This window comes from Enterococcus sp. AZ040, assembly GCF_050499185.1.
GTDB lineage: Bacteria > Bacillota > Bacilli > Lactobacillales > Enterococcaceae > Enterococcus_D > Enterococcus_D entomosocium.
On the sequence record NZ_JBMHEW010000001.1, the window covers coordinates 3,074,240 to 3,098,603 of the forward strand.

The following is a 24,364-nucleotide window of genomic DNA, read 5'->3' on the forward strand; positions in this document are numbered from 1 at the left end:
AAGCGCAAGCAGATTTTTCTGCTTGCGCTTTTTCTTCGCCAATTGTTTATTTCTGTAAAGCTTTTTTCATCATACTAATCACAGAATCGAATTGAGAATGCTCATTGACGACTTGATCGGCTTTTTGTCGATTGGGGCGGTCTTTTAGAAAGTCGAAGATTTGGTTTTCATTCTGGATTCCTAGTTTAGCCATAAACTCATCCAAGTTCTGAAAATCTGTATACTTTTGTAAGAAGTCATTGTTCAACAACGCCTTCACATCAAGATTCCCTTTTTGATACGCTTGATAAAGGCTAGTCAGTTCACTGAAACTGAAATTTGCTTTTAATTGATCCATCCATCCCATTTATGCTTCCTCCTTCGCAGAAATGATTTTCGCACCAAGGGTATTTTCAAAATGGCGTAGTGCCCATTCATGTCCGACCGCGTCAAAGCTGGCAACGGTATCTGCATCGATCACCAGTTGGTAGCCTAAATTATAGGCATCCACTGCTGTATGCAAGACACAGATGTCGGTACAAACGCCGGTCAGGTACAATTCCGTGATCCCTCTTTCCCGGAGTCGGATGTCCAAGTCGGTACCACTAAACGCTGAGTAATGGCGCTTGTCGATCCAATAGACATTTGGCGCTTCCTGATAGGTTTCATAAAGCGGGGCTAAACGACCATAAAGATGTCGCCCCGCACTGCCCGCAAGATTGTGAGGTGGGAACAAGCGGTTTTCAGGATGATAGTTGTCTGTTTCCTCATGACGATCAATGGCAAAAACGACATACTCACCGGCTTCGATAAAGGCTTGCGTCCGAGCCACTAAGGCAGCTTCAATCGCTTGCCCAGCAGCACCCGTGGTCAATCGTCCCTCATCTGCAACAAAATCAAACGTATAATCAATGGATAGTAATGCTCTCATGCTTCCTTCCTCCTCTTACGGATCGGCTCTCCTGTTTTTTAAGTTACTTTAATGTTTCAACGAATGCCAAGACCATTTCAGCGGAACGCTTGCCAGCTTCTAAGATAAACTCATCAAAAGAGACGGTTGCTGCGTGGTCGGCGGTGTCGCTGATCGCGCGCACGATCAAGAAAGGAATATTGAATTGCTGCGCGGTCTGTGCGATCGCGGCTCCTTCCATCTCACAAGCCAAGGCATCTGGAAAATGTCCTAAAATCTCCTGTACTTTTTGCGGGTCATGAATGAAGCTGTCGCCTGTAACGATCAGTCCCTTTTTCACGGTATGATGGGTCGCTTCTGCGGCTTTTGTCATCTCACTGATCAAATAGCGGCTGGCTTCATAATACAAAGGCATCCCACCAGGCAACTGGCCATATTCATAACCAAAGCCCGTCACATCGACATCAAAATAGGCCACTTTATCTGAGATCACTAAATCCCCTACTTGTAAACCGACACCGATCCCACCAGCTGATCCAGTATTGATCACCATATTGACCCCGTATTGTTGGATCAGTAAACTAGTGGTGATCGATGCCAGAACTTTACCAATACCTGAACGAACGACGATCACTTCATGATTGCCGATACTTCCTGAAATAAATAGTGCGCCGCCGCGTTCCCAAGAAAGCGGTGAAATCAACTGTTCCCGCAACGCCTTGATTTCTTCCTCCATTGCACCAATAATACCAATTTTCATGTGTTTGCCTCCTGCTTCTCGTTTATTTTTCATCCTTTAAAATGAAAAACAACAGAAATTCCCACGTATCTACTGACGTGTTTTTTCTCCTTTCATGATAAACTAGTTTTGACGAAACGAACAGTTTTTTGTCATTATCAAAGGAGGCACTTATGTCTGAAATTTTCAACGCCATGGCAGCAAAATACGATACCCCTGAACGGATCGCGTTAGCACAATTAGTCACCCAAACCCTTGAACCTTATTTTAAAGACAACCAGCACCAAACTCTGATCGATATCGGCGGCGGTACCGGCCTAGTAAGTCTGCCCTTAGCAGCTTATGTCCAGCACTTAGCCATCTGGGATACTGCCCCTGGCATGATCGAGGTTTCTGAAAAAAAAATCAACCAACTGCAGCTGGCCAATGCTTCTGCAACTGTCCACGATCTGCTGCAAGAATCCTTACAAGCAAAAGCAGACGCTGTGCTGCTATCCCTCGTCTTGCTGCATATTCCTGACACAGCCGCTATGATGGAAAAACTATACGCCTTGCTGCAGCCAGGAGGAACCCTTTACCTAGTGGATTTCCTCAAAAATCCCGCCGTGTCTCACCCGCTGGTTCATAATGGGTTTGACCCTGCTGCATTGACTCAACTGACAGAGGCGATTGGGTTTACCGACACTTCCTTTACCGTTTTTCATGAAGCGGATCATTTGTTCATGAATCAGCCAGCGGCCATGTTTTTAGCTATTTTGAAAAAGCCGACCGAATAACAAAAAAGCCGCACTTGCAGAAGATGCAGGGGCGGCTTTTTCTTAGTACTAGATGAATCACAACAAAAAGATCGCCAAACCGACGACGACTAACAATAAAGTGACGATCACAATGGCTTTCATTAAAAAACGGTTCAGATCCCGAGATTTCTGGTTCTCACCGGCACGGGTCTTCGTGATTTCTTTGTTTTTCTTGCGCACTTTTCGGTAGTGGTTATCAATTTGTTTTTCTTTTTGTTTCCATTCTTTCTTGCTTTGCTTTTCTACGATTTGCTGATTACGTTCAGACGCCGCTTGTTCTTCTTCGCGTCGGCGTCGAAGTTCACTGCGGGTGATCAATGGTTCTTTAGGCAAGTCCGTTCCTCCGTTTCAATTCCAGCAACTCCCAAAATTGGATCGCAAACACGGTCTTCGCATCACAGATCGTTCCATCAGCGATAGCGGCTTGTGCTTGCTCTAAGCTCAATTCATAGACTTCCAGCACTTCGTCTTCGTCTTGCGGTAAGGGATTTGCTACTTTTTCCAGCTCTTTCGCATAATAGACGTGCAAGATTTCATTCGCAAAGCCTGGTGAAAGGTACATAGAAGAAACATGCTCTAGCGTTTTTGCGCGATAGCCAGTCTCTTCTTCCAATTCCCGGGCGCCAGTCAAATCTGGACGTGCGCCTTCTCCTGGATCGATTTTGCCTGCTGGTATCTCTAAAATCACTCGCTCTAATGGCTTTCTGAATTGGCGAACGAACAGCATTTTGTTCTCACTCGTCAAGGCGATCACGGCCACCCCACCTGGGTGGAAGACTAGTTCGCGTTTACTGGTTCCACCATTGGGCAAGGAGACATCATCAACCACCACATCAATGATTTTGCCATGGAAAATTTCATTCCGTTGGATCGTTTTTTCTTCAAAATCTTTAAATTCTAACATCTATCGACACCTAACTTTCCTCATACGTCTTATCTATCAAACACTTTAGCATAATTTAGAAAAAATATCTTCTTAAGAAATGGCAAGAAAGCTTATGAATTTACTAAAAATCGGAAAATCCACCCCAAGTCTGATATTTTTCTTTTAGTGAACATGCTAAAATAAAGATGTCGAATAACCCAATCTACTTGTCCAAGAGATTTTTAGGAGGAGGAAAAATGAAAAAAAACATCTGGCTGATCGTTGGTGCGATCGTCCTCATCAGTATTATTTTTAACGTAGTAGGCGATTCATTTGCGAGCCTATTATTAATCGTCGGTGCGATTTTAGTCTACGTCGGTATCAGAGGACGTAAAGTTCCGGCAGCGGATCCACAAGTTTTGCCTTCTTTAACGAGAGAACGAGAAGCCCATTACTTGAAGAGCGGAATGACTGCTCGTGAGATCGAATTGTTCCGTGAAACGATGAATCAGACGAAACACCAAATCGATAAATACCAAAAAAATATCACTAGCAATAACAAGTTAAAAGCCATTGACTTGCGTCACGATGCCTTGCGTGCCTCAAAAGCTCTTTTCAAAGAACTCGTAAAAGAACCAACTAAACTGCCTTTGGCAAGTCATTTCCTTTACACCCACTTGCCCAATATGGTCGATTTGACCGATAAGTTCATTGAAATCAATAGCCATGAGATCAAAAGTCGTGAGACCTATGATAAAATCGAAGAAAGCACACAAATTATCGAGCAAATGGCTTCCTTGATCGCCAAAGACTACTCCCAATTTGTAGCAGACGATCTTGATGACATGGATATTGAGTTATCCATTGCCAAACAAAGCATAAAACGAGATAATGAATAGGGATAGATTCTGATTGGCAACAAAAAAAGAATCTAAAAAAAAATCTAGCCCAGGCTAGATTTTTTTCGAAAGCAGACAATTATTAGGAGGAGTTATTATGAGTGACACACCAAATCAAGTAAAACCCGTAACGGATACGCTTGACGATTTATTGAACAACCCATTTTCAACCCCTGTCGACACTTTGACCACTACTCAACAAGCGGAGATCAGTCAGCTGAAAGAACAGCAAACAGCACCGCGTTTGATTGACAAATTACCGCCAGAGCGTCAAGCACAGGCCCAAGAATTAGCCAGCAAGATCGATGCAACTGACCAGCAAGCAGTCATCACCTATGGTGCAGCTGCCCAAACCAAACTTGGGGAGTTTTCCCAATCTATGTTGAACCATGTCCAAGCAGCTGATATCGGCCCTGTGGGCGACTCATTGACTGAGTTGATGTATCGCTTGCAAGAAGCCAATCCAGATGAACTGCGTGCAGGTGAAGGCAACTTATTCAAGCGGATGTTTGGTAAAGTAAAACAATCCATTTTTGAAATCACCGCTAAATACCAAAAAATCGGTGCCCAAATCGACAAGATCGCCGTCAAATTGGATAAAGAAAAAGACGGTTTGCTAAAAGACAACCTGATGTTGGAACAGTTGTATCAAAAGAACAAAGATTACTTCGATGCATTGAACATCTACATTGCCGCTGGCGAGTTGAAGATGCAAGAATTGCAAACCAAAATCATTCCTGAAGCCATGAAAAAAGCAGAAGAAACGAATGATCAAATGGACGTACAGATCGCCAACGATTATACGCAATTCCTAGATCGTTTAGACAAACGGACCCATGACTTGCGCTTGGCACGTCAAATCACGATCCAACAGGCACCGCAAATTCGCCTGATCCAAAACACGAACCAAGCGTTAGCAGAAAAAATCCAAGCTTCTGTCAATACAGCGATCCCACTATGGAAAAACCAAGTGGTCATTGCCTTGACTTTATTGCGTCAAAAAGATGCAGTTACGGCACAGCGCCAAGTTTCTGAAACCACCAATGATCTATTGAAGAAAAACTCAGAAATGTTGAAAGTTTCTGCTATTGAAACAGCGAAAGAAAACGAGCGCGGCATCGTCGACATCGAAACATTGCAAAAAACACAAAACGACCTTGTGGAAACGATCCAAGAAACATTACGGATCCAAAAAGAAGGAAAAGAAAAACGTCGTGCTGCCGAAGTGGAATTGGGTCATCTAGAAGAAGACTTGAAAGACCGCTTATTGGATTTAACTAGCAACAAGTAAATTTCACCTATTAAAAGAGGACTTCCATTCATGGAGTCCTCTTTTTTTGAAAAATTTTATTTAAGTGAAAGCAGCGATCCAATCTCAATGAAATGAAACTTCAAAATGATTGACGCCGTCTTGATCCACCGTCAAACTGATTTGCGCCTGCAGCATTTCTGTGATGGCTTTGGCGATGGCTAAACCTAACCCATAGCCACCGTCTTGATGGTTGCGAGAAGGATCCCCGCGGTAGAAGCGGTCAAAGACATAGGGAATTTTTTCTTCGGGGATCGGACAACCACCGTTGGAGACTTGCAGCACTGTCTTTCGTTGCCGTTCGATTAGGGCCACTGTGACTGTTTCTCCAGCGGGCGTGTATTTCAAGGCATTGTCTACCAATATCATGGTCAATTGCCGCAAGGCTTGCTCATTGCTTTCAAGGCGCACCTGTTTAGCGATCTGTTCCTGATAGTGGATCCCTTTTTCCAGCGCAATCGCCTCCATGCTTTGATAAACACTTTGCACGACTTGACTGGCATCGATCACCGAACGCACCATTTCTTGCTCGGCACTTTCAAATTTGGTCAACATCAATAAGCTATTTACTAGCTCATCCATCCGTTCGGAACCTAACTGAATGTTTTCCAGCCATTTCATTTGGCTTTCCAAGGTTTCTTCTGGACTGCCAGCTAATACCTCAGCATTGACTTGAATGATCGCCAGTGGTGTTTTCAACTCATGGGAAGCGTTAGAAACAAACTCTTTTTGTTTGCGCCAAGCCAGTTCCACCGGTCGCAAGGCTCGATTGGCCACATAAAAACTAGCGATATAAATACTGGCTAAAGCTAAAACGCCGATGAGCAAAAGCGTGTTTCTTAAGTTGCTTAGACTGGTTTTGTAGTCGGTGACGTCAAAGAACAGCACTTGATAAAATGGCTCGTAATTATTGATACTGGTGGAATATTCCCCTATTGCATCGTAATCGATTGAGTATTGATTGAAAGAAGTCACTAAAAAGAGCGCATACCGCCAATTTCGACCATTCACCTTCACTTCGTTAGGAATCTCCCCTTGTTTCGCCGCTGCATCGACCAAGGCTTCATAAAGCTCGTTTTGATCGACGCTCTCATCAATACTTTGAATCACGACATCCATTTGGCTAATGTCAAGTAGAGCGATCTCTCTGAGCTCACTGGTACTATTCGTGATGGTCAACATCATTGGATACTCAGGCTCTGTCAGTGATTGCCGCACTTCCTCCTCATCCAAAGGTACCGCAGCTAGGGTGTTTGCTTCTTGCGAGATCAATGATTGGATCTCGTTTTCAATTTGGGTGGCATTCAAAATATAGATAAAGGTAAAGGCACCTAAGACAATGATTGAGATCAACGCCATATTGAACCACAGCATTTTATTTCGCAATTTTTTTAACATGGCGGCTCCTTGCTCTGCAAAATATACCCCGCATTGCGGATCGTGCGAATGCCGATATCCGCTTCAAGCAGCGTCAGTTTTTTCCGCAGCAAAGACACATAGATTTCAACGCGGTTTTCTTCCACATCGGGATCAAAGCCCCAAATTTTATTGATGATGGTTTCTTTTGATAAGATCACTTTGGGTCTAGATAAGAACAGTTCCATCAGTTTCATTTCTTTGGGTGACAACACCACTTGATTGCTAGGCGTGGCTAACTGCAGCTCATTACGATCTAAGCCCACGTTGCCAAAGGCTAACTGGTCTTCTTGATAATCCAAATCTTTTCTTCTGCCTAGCGAACGAATCCGTGCCAGCAACTCTTTCATTTGAAAGGGTTTCGTCAAGTAATCATCTGCCCCTGCATCCAAGCCGAGTACTTTGTCATCGACTTCGCTTTTGGCCGTCAACATAATGATCGGCGTGCGAATATTTTGCTTGCGTAACGTCTTTAGCAATGTGATTCCATCGATTTTGGGCAGCATGATATCCAAAACGAGAATGTCATATACACCACTCGCTGCATAATCTAATCCGGTTTCGCCGTCAAAGGCCAAATCGACGGAATAATGTTGTTTCTTCAATAAGCTGGCAACAGCTTCTGCGATCGATGGCTCATCTTCTACGAATAAAATCCGCATTGGTCAGTCCCCCTTTTGCACTCATCATTTCTTTTTTCAATCACTTTTCGGTAAGCATAATCATTCCTGTAGGATCATTCCAATTGTTCTCCAATAAAACGTTCTGTTGAAACGATCCGCACGTGTTCGCTGGATTGATGAATCCACATGTGTAGCAACAATGCTACCATACCGCTTAGTAAAAACACAAACAGCTTTTTCCTAAGGTCTTGAAAATTCTCTTGATGACGCATGGGTTTCCTCCTTTTGCAGGTTGACTAAAAAAGAAAGCGACTATTCAGAATCAGATGCCGCAGGGGCTGTCTGATTGCCTAAACTGATATCAAAGGTGATCGTATCTTCTAACGGCAGAAACTGATTGAACTTGCTCATCCCCACGATCGTCCCATAGGGTTCTGCTGAGTTGACGTAACGGACTTGATAGCTGATGTTCGCCCCTTTTGAACGGAATTCATCAAAGAAGAGTTTTTGCAGATCCCCTTCAAGGATCTCGCTTCGACGGTAATCTTTGATATAAGGTTGACCTGCCGAATAGACGACTTCAATGCCTTTGTCATCTTTGCTGGTTAAGACGGTCCCGGCGGTCTCACTTTGCGAGATCAATTGTCCATAGGGCAGACTCTGAGTAAACTGCATCCGCATCCGCACAGTGACACCCTCAACAGCGGCCTGGGCATCATCTGGTAAAATCGTTGAAAAGTCTGGTACGGTGACCCCTTTCCCTAGGGAAATCGTTACTTGAAACGCATCCCGTTTCGCGATTTTTTCTTTTGGTGCCACGCTTTGTTCAATGACCTTGCCTTCTTCCACAGTATCCGAAGCCTGTTCTTTGACTTCAAGCTCCAGCTCATGGGCTTTCCCCCATGTTTCTACCTCTGCACGGGTTTTATCACTAAAGTCTGGTACTTCAATATCTTTTTCAAAGGTTTCTTCGCCTTTGGAATAAAAGACTCGTCCGACATCTCGACGATGATAGTTCTCTCGTGAGACTTCTTTATTGGTAAATTCTACTCGAATCGGTGCTTTTTCCTCGATCTCATCGTGGTATTCATCGACGATCGTCAAATTGCTTGCTTGATTTTTTTCGATCCACTCTGCTGCCTCGTCCCTCGTCATTTCCATAAAGTCTGGCAATGCCAATTTCTCTTCTGGATCAGGTCCTTGGCTCACGGTTAGATGCAGGGTGCTTCTTTTTCTGACTCGACTTCTGGCGGCTTCTGCTTGGGCGATCACTTGATTGGCTGGGGCTTCATCATAGGCTGGTGTGACATCAACCGCAAGATCATGTTCCGCTGCCCATTCTCTGACCTCTGAGATCTCTTTGTCCACAAAGTTATCCAACCGGACATACGCCAATTGGAAAAATAAAAAGCCGCTGAGTATAAAGAGTCCAAGCAAGGCAGCTAACCCTAGCAGTCGTTTTTTTCGCCGCTTCTTTTTGAAGGAGGGATCATGTTCGATCCCCTCTTCTAAAGAAGCTGAACCTTTTTCTTTGCGGGAAGCACGGGAAGAAGGTACTTCGGCTGCTGCTGATCCCTTGTCTGGCTGTTTCGGTTCTTCTTCAAACTTCGATAAAAAATCACTCATAGGCCGTCAACGCACCTTTTTTTAAGTAAAAAGTCTGATCTGACTGCTTGGCGATCTCGGTCGAATGGGTCACTACGATGATGCACTTGTTGTGGATCGCCGCTAGTTCTTTAAAAATATCCACGATTTCTTGTTCCATGCCTTCATCCAAATTCCCGGTAGGTTCATCGGCTAAAATGATATCAACGTTGGTCGCTAAAGCACGAGCGATGGCGACCCGCTGCTGTTCCCCACCAGAAAGCTGATTGACGAAACGATCGGCTTTCGTGGAATTGATGCCGATATAGTCCAGCAAACGATACGCAATTTGATCGTGCTGATCCGGGAGTTTGTTGTCTGAAATCGCCATCGAAACAAGGACGTTTTCTAAAGCCGTCAAATAAGGGATCAAGTTGTAACTTTGAAAAATCAAACTGATTTTGTTGCGGCGATATTCTTCATAACCGATCGTTTTGATATTTTTTTCTTCAAAAAACACTTCCCCATCGGTTGGCTGATCCAATGCACTGATCAAGGAAAGAAAAGTGGTCTTTCCTGAGCCTGATTTTCCTAAGATCGTGTAAAATTTGCCTTTTTCAAAGGAGATATTGGTTTTATCTAAAATTTTCCGGCGATTCTCGCCATCTTGGTAGTAATACGTCATGTCTTTTGTTTCTAAAATTGCCATGTTCATCGCTCCTTACAGCATGATTTTTTTCGGATTCAACCGTAAAATATACAACAGCGGCACCACTGCCGAAAGCAAGATCGTCACGATCCCAGTCGCTAAAAAGGCGATCACATAAGATAAGGTATATTGAACGCGAAACGCCTCGTTGATCGTCGCTTGGTCGATTTTCGGTGCACCCACAAAGAATTGTTCCATCCCTGTCTGGTTTGCCTCTAGCATACTGCTGGTTAACAAAGATTCAGAAACCATCTTGCCCAGCATATTCCCTGTAACCAAGGAGATCAGCATTGCACTGACACCAATCAACAGGAGTTCGATCACAATCTGTGCAAACACGTATTTCCGGCGTTCCCCTAACGAAAGGTAGATACCTAACTCATATTTACGATCTCGGGTAAACAAGACAATGATCAAGGAGATAATAATCAAGGAAGCAATCACCGCAATCACTACGACATACGAGGAAATTTGTGATAAGCGATTCATACTGGTTCCCACACGGTCATACTCATCCGTAGAAGCATTGACCTTATAGCCATTTGGCAAGAGTGGTGTCACCTCTTGTTTGAATTGTTCTGCATCTTCTGGTTGATTCAAAATAAATTGCGGGGTAAAGAAATCCTTATCAGAACCAGGATCTGTCGCTGGAAATGCCGCTTGTTGCCCCGCACGTTCCTCTTCAACAATCGTTTTCACAGCATCATTTGGCATATAGATACGATTGAAGGGACTATCATCAAAAAAGGACGAACTCGAATTATCATTTTTTTCATTCGCTTTTTCTAAATTTGTGTTTTTAAAGATCCCGACGATTTCAATTGGGTAATCATTGCCTTTTTGTTTCTCTGTCTCTTCACCAGACGAATAGTCGATAAACTGTCCATCTAAGACCATGGTGTCACCGACGGCTAAGCCGTTTTCCTGAGCCAACTCTTCAGAAATCAACCCCACACGTTTTCCGGTACGCTGTTCCTCTTCAGTGAAGAAGCGTCCCTGTGTTAAATTCACCGTACCTTCTTCAAAGTCTAGCGGCTTTAAGAGATTGGTTCCTGCCAAATGGATCAAGGAAAGCATGCCCCCAACGATCATGACATTGTCATCATCTTCTTGACGACTAAAACGATAAGGTTTGAAGTTTTCAACAGCAATCGATGCTTCTCGCAAATAGTCATACTGTTTGACTTCCGAGCGCTCGCCAATTTGTTTGATCAGCTCCTCCGGCAGCGGCTGAATCTCCTCCATACTTGCGCCGCCCTCACTATTTGCCATCAAGGCTTCATAGTCGATATCGATCGTTGCGAGGGAACCTAATTGGTTTTTGATCTGCTTTTCGACATTTTGAGTCGACTGATTGACCGCAATTGCACCAGCGATCACATTTCCTAAAATTAGAATAACAGCAAACAATATTGCAGATTTCCCTCGCTTTCTCGTCACACTCAGCCATGCCCGTTTCATATAATTCAATTGCCAACATCCTCTCTTTTTTTCTCTAACAAAAGCATACTGGATGAACCTTTAGCGAATCTGTCATTTGGAAAATTTCTCAAAAAAAGCAGATTCATAGAGGACTTTTGATCAAGAAAGACTGTCATTGCAATGATCAGCACCAGAAATGACCACTATTTGAATAACAAAAAAAGCCTCCTAAAACGCTGCTTATAGGAAGCTCGGCTATATTTACATAAAAAAAGACAAAAACCGCATCCGGGTCTTTGCCTTTTCACAATCCTATTCGTCAATTTTCTCATTTAATTCGCTGTTACGATAGCCATATACAAAATAGATCGCGATTCCGATCACTAAGGAGATCCCAAAAACGATCCAGGTCGCCGTTTGTAGACGGGTCATCAAGAAGAGACAGCTGGCAACGGACAACAAAGGCAATAACGGTACCAGTGGTACTTTGAATTCGCCTTTAGCAGGTGGGCCCATCATCTTCCGCAGCTTGATGATTCCTAAGGACATTAAGATCATATACGACAATGCCGCAATGTTGGTCAATTCTGCCAAGATATTCAATGGGAAAGCTGCCGCAAAGAAGAAAGCAAAAACACCCGCGATGTAGGTCGCTTTCTTTGGTGTTTGATGCTTTGGATCAATGGCTTGCATCGCTTTTGGCAATAACCCATCTTTACTGATGGCATATAACAGACGCGCCAAGGAGTACATCATAGCGATCGTCACTGTTAATAAGGTCAAGATCGCACCCACAGAAATGATTGATCCGACAACCCCATGCCCAACATAACGCATTGCAAAAGCCACCGGGTCATTGACTCCTAATTCCGCAAACGGCACGATTCCCGTCATGATCAGTGTGACAATGATATAGAGGACTGTTGCGATCGCAATGGAACCAATGATTCCTCGAGGGACATTTTTCTTGGCATCTTCGACTTCTTCCGCTGCCATTGCGACGGCATCAAAGCCAAGAAAAGCAAAGAAAACTAACGCTGCACCATTAAAAACGCCTGAAAAACCAAAGGGCATAAAGGGCTGCCAGTTGTCTGGTTCCACGAAAAAGGCACCAAAGACGATAAACAAGAGGATCACGCCGAATTTGACCCATACCATAGCATTGTTCAAACGTAACGCTTTTTTCGCTTCTTGGCTGACCCACAAGGTTACGAAAATAATGACTAAACCAGCAATCAGATCAATGTAGGTCCCCTTGCTTGGATCATAACCGCCCGTCAAAGCGGTTGGTAAATGGATATCCGCACTGGCCAAGAAGCCTTGCACATAGCCTGACCAGCCAGATGCCACCGAAGAAACGGCCAATAAGAACTCGCAAATCAAAAACCAGCCTGCCAGCCACGCGGTAAATTCACCAAAAACGACATACAGATACGAATAGGCGCCCCCTAAAACAGGGATCCGAGAAGCAAATTCCGCAAAAGAAAGCCCTGATAACACAACAACGATACCAGCTACAACAAAGGAAAGAATCAATGCCGGTCCGGCATACTCAGCAGAAGCAGTCCCTGTAACAACAAAGATACCTGTGCCGATAATGGCGCCGATCCCCAACATAATCAAATCTTTTAACTTCAACTCTTTTTTTAAATTCGTCACACTTTCCCGTTGTATGACTTTTTTTCGAAATAAATCCATAACTCCTCCTCAAAAATATACGTTTATGTTGCTTTCATATACCCCAGCAAAACACCGCCGATAATCACCAGCAGACAACCAATCACCACATACCGCAGTTCTTTTTTGGTTTTCTTTTCGCCGAGAATAAAAATCCCGCCTAGCGTTGAAATGATGATTCCCATCTGCGACAATGAGAAGCCCACCGCTAGTCCGACTTGCTGAACCGTGATCAGCATGCAGACATTGCCGATGCCCCATAACAATCCTGACAAGGTATTTTTCCCTACAAAACGGTCGACCTTCGTCTTTCTTAAAGCAAATAGGCTGGCACCGATCAGCATCCCGACACTTTGTGGCAAAATGATCGCCAAGGGGTCCAATCCTGCCCAAGTAATCAAAATCGTATAGGCGCCGTACCCAATCGTAGATGAGATCAATGCCCGAAATCCTTTAGGAAAATCAAGCATCTTGCTGCCGGCTTCTACCGGACTTTCACCATCTTGGCGAGCGGTCAGATAAGCCCCGATCACCAATAAGATCAATGCGCTAACACCTAATGCATAATCGCGGGTCTGGGTCCATTCCGCAAAAAACAATGCACCGGCGACCGTATTTAAAATCAGCTGCATGCCGGTTGAAAGCGGCAGTCCAACAGACACACCTAAATATTTCATGCCATGGAATTGACCGTTTTGACCGACGGACCAAAAAAGACCAGACAAAAGACCGATCAAAATCACCTTTCCATCAATCACTGGCATCGTCACAAAAAATACGACCAGCGAAAAGAAAAAGGCACCAATCGTCATTCCTAGCGTTTGCTGGTTCGCATCCCCGCCAAGTTTGGCACTTACTAAACCAATGCTGCCCCACGCAAACATTGGTACTAATGCAACGAGTATCTCCATTTCATTCATCCTTACCATTCAATTTTAAACACAGGCTTTAGTGTATCAGTGAAAACGTTCTAGGGACAAGTGATTTTTGTCAAAAAACACAAAAAGATACTCGAAAAAAAGCAGATTAGCGTTTTTCCTCATAATAACTCAACAACGGAAAGAACAGCGTCATGGTGGTTCCTTTTCCAACTGTCGACGAAGCCGTTAGCTCGATGCCTAATTCCTTCGCCAAACTTTTCGCTAAAAAGAGCCCCAATCCCGTCGAGTGGGTGTCCGTTTGGCGCCCATTTTCGCCCGTAAAGCCTTTATCAAAGATGCGCCGCATGTCTTCTTTAGGAATGCCGATCCCACTATCTTGCAAGTGGAGATAGGTCCCTTGGGCATCTTTTTCGATCAGAATCGTCAGCTGCCCATTTTGTGGTGTGTACTTCACGGCATTGCTGACCAGCTGTCGAAAGATAAAGCCGAGCCATTTTTCATCGGTCAACACTTGCTGATCCTCGCCTTCAACGGCATAGTGCAGGTTCTTTTGGATAAAATAATTGGCCTGACTGCGTAAAACTGGCTGGATGACGGCTTTCAATGAAATTTCTTGGACCAGATAATCTTTTGAAAAGCTGTCCAAGCGGGCGACGTACAAGACTTGCTCGACGTATTCGTTCATGCGGTTCAATTCATTTTCTAGTAAGATGAATTTTTCATCGGGAATATCAAATTCGATCGAATGCAAAAGCAATCGTGATGCAGCTAAAGGGACTTTGATCTCATGGACCCACGAATCGATGTATTCCTTTTGTTCTTCTTGATTGCTGACGACTTGCTGCATCAATTCTTGGTGCTCTCGGATCAACTGATTGATGTAGGATTCGATCCGTTCTTCTTCCGCCGAGCGTGCTCCTTGCAAGTAGTTTTGCAGCAAGCTGTCTCCGGGCTTGGGGGTGATTTTTTGCCAAAAACGCCGCTTAGATAAGTAGCTGATTGCTAAAAAGAACACCATCAAGACACTTTGCATCAAAAAGAGATAGCCGACTGTACCCCAATCCATCGGGGAATGAGGAGTCAGCCAAAAAACTAAGACCGTCAACACGAAAAAGACCAGCCAGCCAATAAACAGCAGCCAACGATCTTTCAAAAAACTGCGCAAAACCCGCCACTTTGTCATGGTACGATATACCCTTGACCAACCTTGGTCTCAATGTAGCCGTTCATCCCCGCTTGTTCGATTTTTCGTCGCAAACGATTGATATTGACCGTCAAGGTATTGTCGTCTACAAATCGCTCGTCATCCCATAAGGCCCGCAAGAGTTTTTCCCGACTTAAAATCTTGCCGTGATTTTTCATCAAAATATACAACAGGCGGTATTCGTTTTTGCTAAGATCGATGCTTTCGCCATTGATATACATGCTGCTGTTGTCGATATTGAGGGTCAAACCGTTATGCACTAACGTTTCACTGCTACTTTCTACATAGTTGTAGGAACGGCGCAGCAGCGCATTGATTTTTGCAATCAGAACGTCGATCTCAAAAGGTTTTGTCACAAAATCGTCCGCTCCCATATTCATGGCCATGATCATATCCATATTGGTATTGCGGCTAGAAATAAAAATGATTGGTACTTTGGAAGCTTCGCGGATTTTTTGACACCAATAGTAGCCATCAAAAACCGGCAAGTTGATATCCAGTAAAATCAGTTGGGGCTCTTGTTCTTCAAAGTCAGTCAACACTTGATGGAAATCCGTCGTGCCAAAGGTCTCAAACTGCCATTTTTCTAGTTCTTCGATAATCAGTTGGCGAATCACCGCTTCATCTTCTACTACCATTATTTTTGCCATATCCGTGAATTCCCTCACTTTGTGTAATTTTCTCCTCTTTACTTTATCAAATATCAAAAACGAATGCGAACATTAATCGCCGTTTTTAGCAAACCCTAAAAAACCTCTTCACTGTCCTGAGGAATCAGTGAAGAGGCAAACAAAAAACGGACGACTAGGTTACTCGATGATCTCAACAGTCTCAATTAGTAGTTTTCCGATAAACAATAAAATCCCATCGAAAAAAAGCACACTCATGTTGACACCTAATAGCATTGATAACCGTTCAACGACATCGATTTTTGGTCGTTTGTTCAAATAACGAAACAAGAAAAAATTCACACCATACGTCACTGCCATGATCAGCAGCATCAAGATCACCATTTTAGTTCCCTGCTTTTCTTCAAATTTTTGGTTGCTGTGCTAAAAACTGTGTCAGTTTACTTTGATCGATGGCTTCATACTGCGATAGGAAGCGACCGATTGCTTGAACGACTGCCGGTAGATGACCCGCTTCATCATTTTCGATCTGCAGCACCAGCAGTGGTTCGTGCAAGCTCATTCGCAGCAAGAACCAGCCTTGGCCATAGGGCGCTGTCAAGTTGATGCGAATGCCTTCCTCATTTTCTGGATCGATCTGCCAGCCTGGCAGCAAATGATCGGCTAAATCCGCGATCACTTGGCGACCATAGTCTTGATAGTCGGCTTTTTGGATCGCAAAGCGCAATTCTTGGGTCTCGGCGGGTTGTTGCAACGCCGCGATCAGCTCATCCAGTGTCGTGCCTTGCTGTTGCAATTGTGGCAGCATCATCAAGAGCTTGGCGATCACGTACGCCCCGTCATCTAAAAAGAAATTTTCTTTAAACGCGGCATGCCCGCTGGTTTCGATGGCTAACTGTGTGTCCAGTCCTGCTTCATTCAATTCAATCGCTTTGTTGATCACATTGCGGTAGCCAGAAATATAGCGTACTTGCTGCCCTCCCAGTGCTTCGATAAAGGTTTTTAAATGATTAGAGGTTGGTGAATTAGTGACGATACGCGTGCCAGGGTGTTCCGCTAAGATGATCTTGCTTAATACAGCAATCATATTGTTGCGGTTCAAGGGCTCACCGCTTTTGGTCACGACAGCCGAGCGGTCGACATCGGTATCGAAAATAATGCCTAGATCGGCTTGTTCTCGTAAGACGGCTTCACGAATACTTGCCATCGCCTCTTTATTGTCTGGATTAGGGATATGATTGGGAAAATGCCCATCCGGTTCTAAAAATTGCGAGCCATTCGTATCTGCCCCTAGCGGCAGCAACACTTTTTCAGCAAAAAAGCCGCCGGCACCATTGCCTGCATCAACAATGATCTTTAATCCAGCCAAAGGTTTTTCCTCATTGGTTCCCATCCCTTGGCGAATTTTTTGCAGTAGATCTTGGGCATAAGGCGTCAGCAGGTCTTTTTGCTGATAGCTTCCTTTTTCCGCTGCCTCATGAACGGTAGTGTGGGTCAAAATATAGTGGATATCCGTTTTTTCGGCACCACCTTGGCGGCTGAAAATTTTTATTCCATTAAAGTAATAAGGCAAATGACTCGCTGTCAGCATCACACCAGCATCACAGTCGAAATCCGCAAACTGTGTGCTCATAAACATGGCTGGTGTCGTTGCCAAGCCACAATCGATCACTGCCACGCCTTCTTGCTGCAGCTGTGCCATCAACACTTCTTGCAGTGCTTCGCCACTCAAGCGACTGTCACGACCGACTGCCACGCGAAAAGGTCCGCTGCCCTTTGTTGCCAACCAGTTGCGCAAGCCCGAAGCAACTTGCCGAACCGCTTGCTCCGTCAGCGTCACCTGTTCTTTTTCTGTTGCGATCGCAATCCCTCGAATATCAGAACCATTTTGCAAATCAACGATGTTCATTTCCTCCACCCCTTCTTGTAACCGGAATCAATTTTATTATACCAGAGAAAAAAGGAAATGAAATTGCTTTTTAGTATTTTTTACTATAAATAGTTTACTTTCCTTATTCTTTAAACGGAATCCCTTCCAGTTGCAGTAGTCGGCGTTTGGTTGCTACCCCACCCCGATACCCCGTTAAGCGGCCGTTTTTTCCTAACACCCGATGACAAGGAACCACGATCATCATCGGGTTACGCCCCACTGCATTTGCGACAGCGCGGACAGCAGTCGGTCGTTGAATGCGCAGCGCCAAGTCACTATACGTAGTGGTTTGTCCATAAGGAATTTGGGTCAGTGCTTGCCAAACGGTTTGTTGAAACGGTGTCCCTACAAAATCAAACGCAAAAGTAAACGTCACTGGTTCCCCTGCAAAATAAGCTTGCAGCTGCGTTTCAATTACTGGATCAAGGTCAGCTATACTACTGATTTCAGCCAATGGAAAGAATTTGAGTAATTCATGATGATCCTGCTGCCGACCAAAATACACTAGCCCTTTTTCCGATTGGACCACCTCATACCATTCTTCGTCTAAAACGATCTTTGCCAATGCTAGTTTCATATTTTCACCTCGTGGAATCCATTTTCCGCAGCACAACTGCTTACGTGCTGCCGCCGTTCTACGGCTGTCTCAGTGACAGTATACCATTTTTTCGAGCTGCGCAAAAAAACCGACTGGCTTACTGCCAATCGGTCGTTGCAAACAAGGGGAAAATAGGCAGATCGCCAGTCGCTGCAGCTTCAAGCCGTAGCAATGGCAGAATCAATCCAATTCGATTTTCCCAGTATATAGCTGATAATAGGTGCCTTTTTCTGCCAACAGCGTTTCATGGGTCCCCCGCTCAATGATACGGCCATGATCCATCACCATGATGGCATCGGAGTTTTGGATTGTAGACAATCGATGGGCGATCACAAACACGGTCCGTCCAGACATCAAACGATCCATCCCTGATTGGACGATACGCTCTGTACGGGTATCGATGCTTGAGGTGGCTTCGTCTAAGATCATCACTGGCGGATCAGCGATCGCTGCGCGAGCAATTGCCAACAGCTGCCGTTGACCTTGGGAAAGCCCTTCGCCATCGCCCGTGATCACGGTGTCGTATTTTTCTGGCAAATGGTTGATAAACATGTCGGCATTGGCTAGTTTCGCTGCTGCCAGCACTTCTTCATCACTAGCATCCAGTTTTCCGAAGCGAATATTCTCGCGAATCGTTCCAGTAAACAAATGGGTGTCTTGCAAAACGATTCCTAATGAGCGACGGAGGGATTCCAGATGGATTTTTTCAATATTGATACCATCATAGCGAATCTTCCCGTCTTGGATGTTGTAGAACCGATTGATCAGATTGGTAATCGTTGTCTTACCAGCACCTGTTGCACCAACAAAGGCAACTTTTTGCCCAGGCTCTGCATACAGATTGATCTCATGTAAGACCAGTTGATTATCGACATAGCCGAAATCAACATCTTCAAACCGCACGTCTCCCGTCACTTCCGTATAGGTAATGGTTCCATCCTCGTGGGGATGTTTCCACGCCCACGTGCCTGTTCGTTCTTTGGTTTCAACTAGTTGACCTTGCGACCATTTGGCATTGACCAGTGTGACGTAGCCATGATCGATTTCTGGCGTTTCATCTAATAGGTTGAAAATTCGCTCAGCACCGGCTAATGCCATGATCACAAAGTTGATTTGTTGTGATACTTGGCTGATAGGGCCATTCAATGAACGGCTCAGTTGCAAGAAAGAAGCGATCATCCCGACCGTCAGTCCAGAAACACCATTGATGGCAAACAGGCCACCAATGATGGCGATCAAGACATATTGGACATTTAGTAAGTTCATCATGATCGGCATCAAGGTATTGGCATTGACATTGGCTTTAGTGGCACTTTCTTGCAGTTGATCATTTAAGGCATCAAATTCTTCCATGACGATTTTTTCATGATTGAAGATTTTGACGACTTTTTGTCCGTGCATCATTTCTTCGATATACCCGTTGACAGCGCCTAAATCTCGTTGCTGTGCGCCAAAGAAGCGGCCGCTGCGGCGAGAAATGATGCGGATCACATTCAGCATCAAAATAACCGACAGCATCACGAACAGAGTCAATGGAACACTGATGGAGAACATGGCGATAAAGACAGAACAAAAGGTTACCGTCGCCATCATCAAGTTTGGAATACTTTGGGAGATCATTTGACGCAACGTATCCGTATCGTTGGTAAAGTGACTCATGATGTCGCCATCTGAGCGGGCATCAAAGTAGCCGACTGGTAGAGACTGCATATGTGTAAACATTTGGTCACGGATTTTTTTCTGCGTGCCCTCACTGATCTTGACCATCATAAAGTTATAGATCAGTGCGGCCAAGATCCCAATCAGGTAGATGATCGCCATTTGGACGATCGCCCGAAACAAGCCGCCAAAATCAGGATTGGCTTGCCCTAAAAGCGGTGTGATATGATCGTCGATCACGACTTGTAAAAACAACGAACCACGAACGTTGGCAAAAGCACTTAACAAGATCATAACAACGACGAATAGGAGTTGTCCTTTGTAGTCGCCAAACATCGTTCGCAATAAACGTTTTAATGTGCGCTTGGGATTTGCTGCTTGTCTATTCTTCACCTTCACCAAATCCTTTCTGCTGCGAATGGTACACTTCTTGATAGATGGCATTGTTTGCCAACAATTCTTCGTGGGTACCGATGCCATTGATTTTGCCATCATCCATTACGATGATCCGGTCGGCGTCTTCGATCGAATTGATCCGTTGGGAAATAATGATCGTCGTCGTTCCCGGAATTTCTCGTTTCAAGCCTTCGCGGATACTGCGATCGGTTTTGGTGTCGACGGCACTAGTAGAATCATCGAGAATCAAGATTTTCGGTTTCTTTAATAAGGCGCGAGCAATCGTCAACCGTTGTTTTTGCCCACCGGAAACATTGTTCCCTCCTTGTGAGATCTGCGTTTCATATTTATCAGGAAACTCTTGAATGAAGGGATCGGCTTGTGCAATCGTCGCCACGCGCTGGATCTCTTCATCCGACGCCTCTTCATTGCCCCAACGTAAATTGTCGTTGATGGTGCCGCTAAAGAGTACATTGTTTTGCAAGACCATACTTACTTGGTCCCGCAATGCTTCTAAATCATAGTCGCGAACATCATGACCGCCGACGATGACACGCCCTTCAATCACATCATATAAGCGCGGGATCAGCTGGACGAGGGTGGATTTCCCGCTCCCGGTTCCACCAATGATCCCAATGACTTCACCGGATTCGATGCGTAGATTCGCATCGGTCAGCGCCAACTTGTTTTTGTCATTGGCGTAACTAAAGCCGACATTTTCAAAAATGATGGAGCCGTCTTTGATTTCTTTGACTGGCTCGTCGGGATTTTTCAAGTCACTTTCTTCATCTAATACTTCCACGACCCGTTCTGCCGACGTTCGTGCGATCAAAATCTGCACGAAAGCCATCGACATCATCATCAAGCTCATCAAAATCTGCATCGTGTAGTTGAACATGCTGACTAATTCACCAGTCGTCAGGCTACTTTGTTCCACGATCAACTGGGCACCAAACCATGACAAGAGCAACATACATGTATAGACTGCAAATTGCATCAATGGCATGTTAAAAGAGACGATTCGTTGCGCAAGAGTGAAATTCCGATAAACATCGGTGGACACTTCGCCAAACAGTTCTTCTTGTTGTTCTTCCCGGACATACGATTTCACGACGCGAACCCCTTGTAGATTCTCTTGCACCACATTATTCAAGCGGTCATAAATGCGGAATACTTTTAGAAATAGCGGATGGGCAAAACGAATCACTAAGGCAAGGCCAATCGCTAAGATCGGTAAAACAACTAAGTAGATCGTCATAAGTTCTGGGCTGATGGTGCTAACCATTGCAAGTGAGAAAATCAGAACTAACGGACTGCGGACCAGAATACGAATAATCATTTGATACGCATTTTGGACGTTGGTCACGTCAGTGGTCAAGCGGGTGATCAAACTGGAGGAAGAAAAGCGGTCAATGTTTGAAAAGGAAAAATCTTGGATTCGGCGAAACAGATTGTGCCGCAGGTTGCGGGCAAAACCAGCCGAAGCGATCGCTGCCGTTCGTCCACCAAGCGTTCCTAAAAGTAATGCGATCAAGGAACATAAAAAAAGCAAGCCGCCATCTCTTAGAATCACACCGGCGTCTCCTTTTTCGATCCCTTGGTCGATCATCATGGCCATGATCAGGGGCATAATGACATCTAAGGCAACCTCTCCTGCTACATACACAGGGGTCAGCAAGCTGTCCTTCTTATAGCTGCCAACATTCGCGAGTAATTTTTTTATCATTTGTTTCGTCCCTTCTATAGATGGCACTGCGGAGCCATTTTTTCTCGTTACCATCAAGTTTACTTTATCGATCCAGCGATTTCAAGCGGCTCGCTCGTGTTTTTTTTTACAATTAGTAAGTAAAAACACCCTTCCAAGGAAGGGTGCTTACCTTTTGATGCTGTGTGAAAAAGTGTCGGTTGCGAGATTATTCGGCAGCAGATGAACTAGCGGTACTGACCGGTTCATCCGCCTCCCCGCCATCCTCTGCCGGCGGTGTTTGGGTACTGCCTTGCAGATTGCCGCGGCTGATACCGATGGTGATCCACGTTTCTAGGGGAATGAACTCGCCGTAGCGGCTCATTTCAACGACGGTTCCTTTTGGTTCCGCCGAATCGACATAGTAGATTTCGTAATAGACATTGGCGCCTTTTGATTTGTATTCATCAAAGAATAGTTTTGGCAAGTCGCCTTCCGTTGCTTGGAAACGGATGTCTTTCAAATACGGTCTGCCTAATGAGTAGACGACTTTGACAGTTGGCAAAGTATCGCTTTCGCTGTACTCTTTGCCCGCTTCCTCCGACTGACTCAAGAAACTACCATACGCCACTTGATCGGAATAGACCGTGCTGACTTGCAGCGGGATTTTTGATTCTAGTCCTTGGGCTTCTTCGATCGTGTATTGTGAAAAATCTGGAACGGTCAAAGCTTGGCCTTTTGAGACCTTCACCACAAATTCTTCTTTTTTCGCAAGTTTGCTGCCTTTGACTGGTTCTTGTGAAACGACCAGATCCAGGGCGACACTGTCAGAAAAGACGGTTTCTTCTTTGTATTTCAAGTCATTCTTTTTCGCCCATTCAGAAGCTTCACTTTTGGCTTTGCCTGTAAAATCAGGTACTTCAATATTTTTTTCAAAGACTTCTTTGCCCTTTGAATAGTAGACACTCAAACGGTCTTTGCGTTTGTATTCGGCTAAATCAAGCTCTTTGTTGGCCGCCTCTTGTTTGATAAAAGCTTCTGCTGCTACATTGTCGTCAAATTGTTCGATCAAAGAGAGGTTTTCGGCTTTATTGCTAGCGATCCAATCTTTTGCTTCGGTCACTTGCATCGCTGAAAAATCCGGTAGCTCTAAGCGTTCTTCAGGATCAGGCCCGAGACTCGCCGTCAGTGTCAGTGTGGCACCCTTCTTGATTTTTTTCTCAGGGTCGACACTTTGGTCGATTACTTGGTTGACGTCTTTGTCAAAGTCATATTCTTGCTCCACTTTGATAGCGACGCCTTCTTCCATGCCCCACGTCCGCGCTTCTGACAGATCTTGGGCAGTGAAATCCGGCACCTTCACATGGGTCATCTGATAATAGACGATCCCGATCACGGCAACCGCCAAGGCGGTCAGTAAAGCAATCAGCAAGATTTTTTTCTGCTGACGCTTTTTGTAGGTCGGATCAAATTCCGTTTCTTCTTTACCAAAACGGCTGACTGGTTCCTTTGAGGCTACCTTCTCAGTCCCAGAACTCGCCGCTTTTGCTTCAGTCGTCTGTGTTTGTTGACGGGCTGCCGAGCGACTCATCGGCTCACTAGCTGTCGGCTCTTCTGATTGGTGAACCGTCGTTGGCTCCGCTGGTTTGCTCGCTTGCTCCGCGCCTCTTGCATTTTGATCTCCGACAGGTTCGCTAGTTTTTTTCTCGCTATTGCCAGCGGATTTCTTTTTGCCATCATAGTTGTCCGGGCTAAAATTTGATAAAAAATCACTCATGTTTACTCAACACACCTTTACGTAAATACAAGACTTCATCCGCTTGTTGAGCGATCTCGTTAGCGTGGGTCACGACGATCACACATTTGTTGTGGACGTGTGCCAGCTCCTTAAAGATATCGATGATCTCTTGTTCCATTTCTTCATCCAAATTCCCGGTTGGTTCGTCCGCTAAAATGATATCGACATTGGTGGCTAACGCCCGGGCGATCGCTACCCGCTGTTGTTCTCCACCAGATAATTGATTGACGAGCCGATCGGCTTTTTCTTTGGTGATGCCTATATAATCCAGTAAATTGTATGCCACTTCTCGCTGATTGTCTGGCAGCTGATTTTTCGTGATCGCCATCGGCACTAAGACATTTTCAACTGCACTTAAATAGGGAATCAGATTATAGCTTTGGAAAATGATACTGATGTCGTCGCGGCGATAATTTTCATGCCCAATTTTTTCGATATCGGTGCCTTCATAAAGTACTTGACCGCTTTTCGGACTATCCAACGCACTGATCAAGGATAAAAACGTCGTTTTTCCCGAACCAGATTGCCCTAAGATGGCATAGAAAGTCCCTTTTTCAAAAGAAACAGAGGTCTCTTTCAGTATATAGCGGCGCTGATCGCCGTCTTGGTAATAGTAATCGACTGCTTTGGTTTCTAATAAAGTCATCGTTGGTTCC

Annotated in this window: 25 protein-coding genes; 3 read left to right on the plus strand and 22 right to left on the minus strand. The window is 44.8% G+C overall.

What is annotated here, in order from left to right; all coding sequences use genetic code 11:
* Positions 1–46: 46 nt before the first annotated feature.
* From IGK63_RS14075 to IGK63_RS14085, 3 genes are read right to left on the minus strand one after another with little or no spacing between them, the layout of a single operon-like run.
* Complete coding sequence (locus IGK63_RS14075; RefSeq protein ID WP_008379310.1) at positions 47–346, minus strand: hypothetical protein; 300 nt, start codon at positions 344–346, stop codon at positions 47–49.
* Entirely contained in the window at positions 347–910 is a 564-nt protein-coding gene (locus IGK63_RS14080) for a cysteine hydrolase family protein (protein WP_008379309.1), read from the minus strand. It abuts the gene before it with no gap.
* Between the two features lie 43 nt (positions 911–953).
* Complete coding sequence (locus IGK63_RS14085) at positions 954–1,649, minus strand: 5'-methylthioadenosine/adenosylhomocysteine nucleosidase (RefSeq protein WP_034872156.1); 696 nt, start codon at positions 1,647–1,649, stop codon at positions 954–956.
* Positions 1,650–1,801: 152 nt separating this feature from the next.
* Here IGK63_RS14085 and IGK63_RS14090 point away from each other — a divergent pair, with 152 nt between their 5' ends.
* Positions 1,802–2,404, plus strand: a complete 603-nt coding sequence (locus IGK63_RS14090; protein WP_008379308.1) for a class I SAM-dependent methyltransferase — start codon at positions 1,802–1,804, stop codon at positions 2,402–2,404.
* 57 nt (positions 2,405–2,461) lie between these two features.
* Here the strand turns inward: IGK63_RS14090 and macP are convergent, their stop codons facing one another.
* Entirely contained in the window at positions 2,462–2,758 is a 297-nt protein-coding gene (gene macP, locus IGK63_RS14095; RefSeq protein ID WP_005233519.1) for a cell wall synthase accessory phosphoprotein MacP, read from the minus strand.
* Complete coding sequence (locus IGK63_RS14100; protein WP_008379307.1) at positions 2,751–3,329, minus strand: NUDIX hydrolase; 579 nt, start codon at positions 3,327–3,329, stop codon at positions 2,751–2,753. Before IGK63_RS14100 ends, macP begins: the two co-directional genes overlap by 8 nt.
* Before the next feature lie 218 nt (positions 3,330–3,547).
* Between IGK63_RS14100 and IGK63_RS14105 the strand changes: the two genes are divergently transcribed.
* Together IGK63_RS14105 and IGK63_RS14110 are read left to right on the plus strand one after the other, a co-directional pair.
* On the plus strand, positions 3,548–4,189 hold the full coding sequence (locus tag IGK63_RS14105) for a 5-bromo-4-chloroindolyl phosphate hydrolysis family protein (protein WP_008379306.1): 642 nt from the start codon (positions 3,548–3,550) through the stop codon (positions 4,187–4,189).
* Positions 4,190–4,286: 97 nt separating this feature from the next.
* Positions 4,287–5,480 (plus strand): toxic anion resistance protein, encoded by a 1,194-nt coding sequence (locus IGK63_RS14110; protein ID WP_005233515.1) that lies wholly within the window; start codon positions 4,287–4,289, stop codon positions 5,478–5,480.
* 84 nt (positions 5,481–5,564) lie between these two features.
* Here the strand turns inward: IGK63_RS14110 and IGK63_RS14115 are convergent, their stop codons facing one another.
* From IGK63_RS14115 to IGK63_RS14195, 17 genes are all read right to left on the minus strand, one after another.
* Entirely contained in the window at positions 5,565–6,896 is a 1,332-nt protein-coding gene (locus tag IGK63_RS14115) for a sensor histidine kinase (protein WP_016612965.1), read from the minus strand.
* Positions 6,890–7,576, minus strand: a complete 687-nt coding sequence (locus tag IGK63_RS14120) for a response regulator transcription factor (RefSeq protein ID WP_016612966.1) — start codon at positions 7,574–7,576, stop codon at positions 6,890–6,892. Before IGK63_RS14120 ends, IGK63_RS14115 begins: the two co-directional genes overlap by 7 nt.
* Before the next feature lie 74 nt (positions 7,577–7,650).
* Positions 7,651–7,809: a hypothetical protein gene (locus IGK63_RS14125; RefSeq protein WP_005233508.1), complete on the minus strand. Its 159-nt coding sequence runs from the start codon at positions 7,807–7,809 to the stop codon at positions 7,651–7,653.
* A gap of 40 nt (positions 7,810–7,849) precedes the next feature.
* Positions 7,850–9,163 (minus strand): PASTA domain-containing protein, encoded by a 1,314-nt coding sequence (locus IGK63_RS14130; RefSeq protein ID WP_016612967.1) that lies wholly within the window; start codon positions 9,161–9,163, stop codon positions 7,850–7,852.
* Positions 9,156–9,830 carry an ABC transporter ATP-binding protein gene (locus IGK63_RS14135; RefSeq protein ID WP_008379303.1) on the minus strand — a complete coding sequence of 225 codons (675 nt, stop codon included), beginning with the start codon at positions 9,828–9,830 and terminating at the stop codon, positions 9,156–9,158. Before IGK63_RS14135 ends, IGK63_RS14130 begins: the two co-directional genes overlap by 8 nt.
* A 12-nt stretch (positions 9,831–9,842) precedes the next feature.
* A complete protein-coding gene (locus IGK63_RS14140; RefSeq protein WP_016612969.1) occupies positions 9,843–11,291 on the minus strand; it encodes an ABC transporter permease in 1,449 nt (482 codons plus the stop codon).
* Positions 11,292–11,564: 273 nt separating this feature from the next.
* Positions 11,565–12,950, minus strand: coding sequence for an APC family permease (locus IGK63_RS14145; protein WP_005233503.1), 1,386 nt, complete (start codon positions 12,948–12,950; stop codon positions 11,565–11,567).
* Positions 12,951–12,973: 23 nt separating this feature from the next.
* The gene (locus IGK63_RS14150; protein WP_015510464.1) at positions 12,974–13,840 is read right to left on the minus strand and encodes a GRP family sugar transporter; all 867 of its coding nucleotides are present in this window, start codon (positions 13,838–13,840) and stop codon (positions 12,974–12,976) included.
* 115 nt (positions 13,841–13,955) lie between these two features.
* Entirely contained in the window at positions 13,956–14,993 is a 1,038-nt protein-coding gene (gene sapS / locus IGK63_RS14155) for a two-component system sensor histidine kinase SapS (RefSeq protein WP_016612971.1), read from the minus strand.
* Positions 14,990–15,664: a two-component system response regulator SapR gene (gene sapR / locus IGK63_RS14160; RefSeq protein WP_005227794.1), complete on the minus strand. Its 675-nt coding sequence runs from the start codon at positions 15,662–15,664 to the stop codon at positions 14,990–14,992. Before sapR ends, sapS begins: the two co-directional genes overlap by 4 nt.
* 159 nt (positions 15,665–15,823) lie before the next feature.
* Positions 15,824–16,027 carry a hypothetical protein gene (locus tag IGK63_RS14165; protein ID WP_005227790.1) on the minus strand — a complete coding sequence of 68 codons (204 nt, stop codon included), beginning with the start codon at positions 16,025–16,027 and terminating at the stop codon, positions 15,824–15,826.
* Positions 16,028–16,046: 19 nt separating this feature from the next.
* On the minus strand, positions 16,047–17,552 hold the full coding sequence (locus IGK63_RS14170) for a phosphoglucomutase/phosphomannomutase alpha/beta/alpha domain II (RefSeq protein ID WP_016612972.1): 1,506 nt from the start codon (positions 17,550–17,552) through the stop codon (positions 16,047–16,049).
* A 103-nt stretch (positions 17,553–17,655) separates the two neighbouring features.
* The gene (locus tag IGK63_RS14175) at positions 17,656–18,150 is read right to left on the minus strand and encodes a methylated-DNA--[protein]-cysteine S-methyltransferase (RefSeq protein ID WP_008379284.1); all 495 of its coding nucleotides are present in this window, start codon (positions 18,148–18,150) and stop codon (positions 17,656–17,658) included.
* A 201-nt stretch (positions 18,151–18,351) separates the two neighbouring features.
* Positions 18,352–20,274, minus strand: coding sequence for an ABC transporter ATP-binding protein (locus IGK63_RS14180; protein WP_422709003.1), 1,923 nt, complete (start codon positions 20,272–20,274; stop codon positions 18,352–18,354).
* Positions 20,213–21,952, minus strand: a complete 1,740-nt coding sequence (locus IGK63_RS14185; protein WP_008382065.1) for an ABC transporter ATP-binding protein — start codon at positions 21,950–21,952, stop codon at positions 20,213–20,215. The genes IGK63_RS14180 and IGK63_RS14185 overlap by 62 nt, the downstream gene beginning before the upstream one ends.
* Before the next feature lie 187 nt (positions 21,953–22,139).
* Positions 22,140–23,687, minus strand: a complete 1,548-nt coding sequence (locus IGK63_RS14190) for a PASTA domain-containing protein (RefSeq protein WP_005233477.1) — start codon at positions 23,685–23,687, stop codon at positions 22,140–22,142.
* Positions 23,680–24,354: an ABC transporter ATP-binding protein gene (locus IGK63_RS14195; protein ID WP_005227776.1), complete on the minus strand. Its 675-nt coding sequence runs from the start codon at positions 24,352–24,354 to the stop codon at positions 23,680–23,682. Before IGK63_RS14195 ends, IGK63_RS14190 begins: the two co-directional genes overlap by 8 nt.
* Positions 24,355–24,364 lie beyond the last annotated feature (10 nt).

What these genes read in the sequence shown, in the direction of transcription:
- sapR (WP_005227794.1), bottom strand. Translation starts at nt 15,664, where the DNA reads ATGGCAAAAATAATGGTAGTAGAAGATGAAGCGGTGATTCGCCAACTG.
- IGK63_RS14105 (WP_008379306.1), top strand. Translation starts at nt 3,548, where the DNA reads ATGAAAAAAAACATCTGGCTGATCGTTGGTGCGATCGTCCTCATCAGT.
- IGK63_RS14140 (WP_016612969.1), bottom strand. Translation starts at nt 11,291, where the DNA reads ATGAAACGGGCATGGCTGAGTGTGACGAGAAAGCGAGGGAAATCTGCA.
- IGK63_RS14185 (WP_008382065.1), bottom strand. Translation starts at nt 21,952, where the DNA reads ATGATAAAAAAATTACTCGCGAATGTTGGCAGCTATAAGAAGGACAGC.
- IGK63_RS14115 (WP_016612965.1), bottom strand. Translation starts at nt 6,896, where the DNA reads ATGTTAAAAAAATTGCGAAATAAAATGCTGTGGTTCAATATGGCGTTG.
- IGK63_RS14075 (WP_008379310.1), bottom strand. Translation starts at nt 346, where the DNA reads ATGGGATGGATGGATCAATTAAAAGCAAATTTCAGTTTCAGTGAACTG.
- IGK63_RS14195 (WP_005227776.1), bottom strand. Translation starts at nt 24,354, where the DNA reads ATGACTTTATTAGAAACCAAAGCAGTCGATTACTATTACCAAGACGGC.
- sapS (WP_016612971.1), bottom strand. Translation starts at nt 14,993, where the DNA reads ATGACAAAGTGGCGGGTTTTGCGCAGTTTTTTGAAAGATCGTTGGCTG.
- IGK63_RS14125 (WP_005233508.1), bottom strand. Translation starts at nt 7,809, where the DNA reads ATGCGTCATCAAGAGAATTTTCAAGACCTTAGGAAAAAGCTGTTTGTG.
- IGK63_RS14150 (WP_015510464.1), bottom strand. Translation starts at nt 13,840, where the DNA reads ATGGAGATACTCGTTGCATTAGTACCAATGTTTGCGTGGGGCAGCATT.
- IGK63_RS14130 (WP_016612967.1), bottom strand. Translation starts at nt 9,163, where the DNA reads ATGAGTGATTTTTTATCGAAGTTTGAAGAAGAACCGAAACAGCCAGAC.
- IGK63_RS14100 (WP_008379307.1), bottom strand. Translation starts at nt 3,329, where the DNA reads ATGTTAGAATTTAAAGATTTTGAAGAAAAAACGATCCAACGGAATGAA.
- IGK63_RS14165 (WP_005227790.1), bottom strand. Translation starts at nt 16,027, where the DNA reads ATGGTGATCTTGATGCTGCTGATCATGGCAGTGACGTATGGTGTGAAT.
- IGK63_RS14080 (WP_008379309.1), bottom strand. Translation starts at nt 910, where the DNA reads ATGAGAGCATTACTATCCATTGATTATACGTTTGATTTTGTTGCAGAT.
- IGK63_RS14175 (WP_008379284.1), bottom strand. Translation starts at nt 18,150, where the DNA reads ATGAAACTAGCATTGGCAAAGATCGTTTTAGACGAAGAATGGTATGAG.
- IGK63_RS14120 (WP_016612966.1), bottom strand. Translation starts at nt 7,576, where the DNA reads ATGCGGATTTTATTCGTAGAAGATGAGCCATCGATCGCAGAAGCTGTT.
- IGK63_RS14145 (WP_005233503.1), bottom strand. Translation starts at nt 12,950, where the DNA reads ATGGATTTATTTCGAAAAAAAGTCATACAACGGGAAAGTGTGACGAAT.
- IGK63_RS14085 (WP_034872156.1), bottom strand. Translation starts at nt 1,649, where the DNA reads ATGAAAATTGGTATTATTGGTGCAATGGAGGAAGAAATCAAGGCGTTG.
- IGK63_RS14170 (WP_016612972.1), bottom strand. Translation starts at nt 17,552, where the DNA reads ATGAACATCGTTGATTTGCAAAATGGTTCTGATATTCGAGGGATTGCG.
- IGK63_RS14190 (WP_005233477.1), bottom strand. Translation starts at nt 23,687, where the DNA reads ATGAGTGATTTTTTATCAAATTTTAGCCCGGACAACTATGATGGCAAA.
- IGK63_RS14180 (WP_422709003.1), bottom strand. Translation starts at nt 20,274, where the DNA reads ATGCCATCTATCAAGAAGTGTACCATTCGCAGCAGAAAGGATTTGGTG.
- IGK63_RS14090 (WP_008379308.1), top strand. Translation starts at nt 1,802, where the DNA reads ATGTCTGAAATTTTCAACGCCATGGCAGCAAAATACGATACCCCTGAA.
- IGK63_RS14135 (WP_008379303.1), bottom strand. Translation starts at nt 9,830, where the DNA reads ATGGCAATTTTAGAAACAAAAGACATGACGTATTACTACCAAGATGGC.
- IGK63_RS14110 (WP_005233515.1), top strand. Translation starts at nt 4,287, where the DNA reads ATGAGTGACACACCAAATCAAGTAAAACCCGTAACGGATACGCTTGAC.